Origin of the sequence: Streptomyces sp. NPDC020362 (genome assembly GCF_040642095.1) — a bacterium.
Classification (GTDB): Bacteria; Actinomycetota; Actinomycetes; order Streptomycetales; family Streptomycetaceae; genus Streptomyces.
The window spans coordinates 1-1,307 of the sequence record NZ_JBFAET010000482.1 but is presented as its reverse complement, the minus strand read 5'-3'; the positions used below and the strand labels follow the sequence as shown (position 1 = coordinate 1,307).

Sequence of the window (1,307 nt, the reverse complement as noted above, 5' to 3'; positions counted from 1 at the left end):
CGCCTGGGACGCGGGCTGCCGCCGCGACTACGAGAACCCCGAACACCGGTAGGGACACCAAGGGCCGGACGGCTGCGTCCGCCGGGAGCAGGAGCCCGTCCCTGCGGCATTCACGGCAATGGCCTGGAATCAGCTGCATTTGGCTGGGCCGCTAAGGGATCTCCGTGGCATCCCTGCCCACGGCACGCTCGACCGAACGGCCGTGGAAGGACGGAGCACTCCTGATAAGGGTGAGGCGACCACGAGGCACGCGGTCTGGAGATCGCCGAGGTAGTGGTTCCGCCGTTCGGATGGCGACGGACACCCGCTTGCACCTCAGGCACGGACAGCTCACCTGACCTGTGCCAGCCTGTAGATGTCCTGTTTGTCCGGCATGGGTCGTGGCATTGCGGCCGTCCTTGTGCGAGCGCGGCTCGAAGACTGGAGGAGACGGCCGATGGCAAGTGACGGACGGCCGTCGGGTCCGGCCCCGACCGGTGGATCGCGACGCCCGAGACCGGAAGAGAAGTCGGCGCTGAAGCGACTGAACCGCGCACGCGGTGCTGCGGCTGCCGCCGCGGCTGCGGGCCGTGCTCGGATTCGTGCAACGGCACAGCGTGTGGGGCAGCTGCCCCCGCCCCCGGGTCCGTTCCGTCCTGGATTCTGGCGCAGTCCGATCCGCGGGCCCTGGCTGACATCGGTGTTCGGACTGGTCCTCCTGATCGGCATTCCGCTGCTGTTCATCACCGGACTGCTCTCCTACGCCTCCTACAACCCCGACCTGAGCCCCATCAACGACGAGACCCCCGACAAGGGCATCCTGGGTTTCTACCTCTTCAGCTGGCCCACGCATCCGTACTGGCTCTACCGACTGCTCCAAGGCACGCACGTGACGCTGGGCGTGGTCCTCGTACCGGTGCTGCTGGCCAAGCTGTGGTCGGTGATCCCGAAGCTGTTCGAATGGCTGCCGGTGCGCTCCATCGCCCACGGGCTGGAGCGGCTGTCCCTGCTGATGCTGGTCGGCGGCGTCATCTTCGAATTCGTCACCGGCATCTTCAACATCCAGCTCTACTACGTGTTCCCGGGCTCGTTCTACCGCCTGCACTTCTACGGCGCCTGGGTGTTCATCGCCGCCTTCGTCGTCCACGTGTGCCTCCGTCTCGGCAGGATGACCAGGGCCCTGCGCTCGCGCAGCCTGGGCGCCGAACTGCGCACCGACCTCGCCAACACCGCGCCCGAACCTCCCGACCCCGACGGCCTGGTGGCAGCCGCTCCCGCCCCGCCCACGATGACCCGCCGCGGCGCTCTCGGCATGGTGGGAGCGGGAT

At 68.0% G+C, this 1,307-nt stretch carries 1 pseudogene; it reads left to right on the top strand.

Going from position 1 to position 1,307, the window contains the following annotated elements:
* Positions 1–436 precede the first annotated feature (436 nt).
* Positions 437–1,307, top strand: a pseudogene (locus AB0H32_RS48380) (hypothetical protein); the annotation flags it as partial.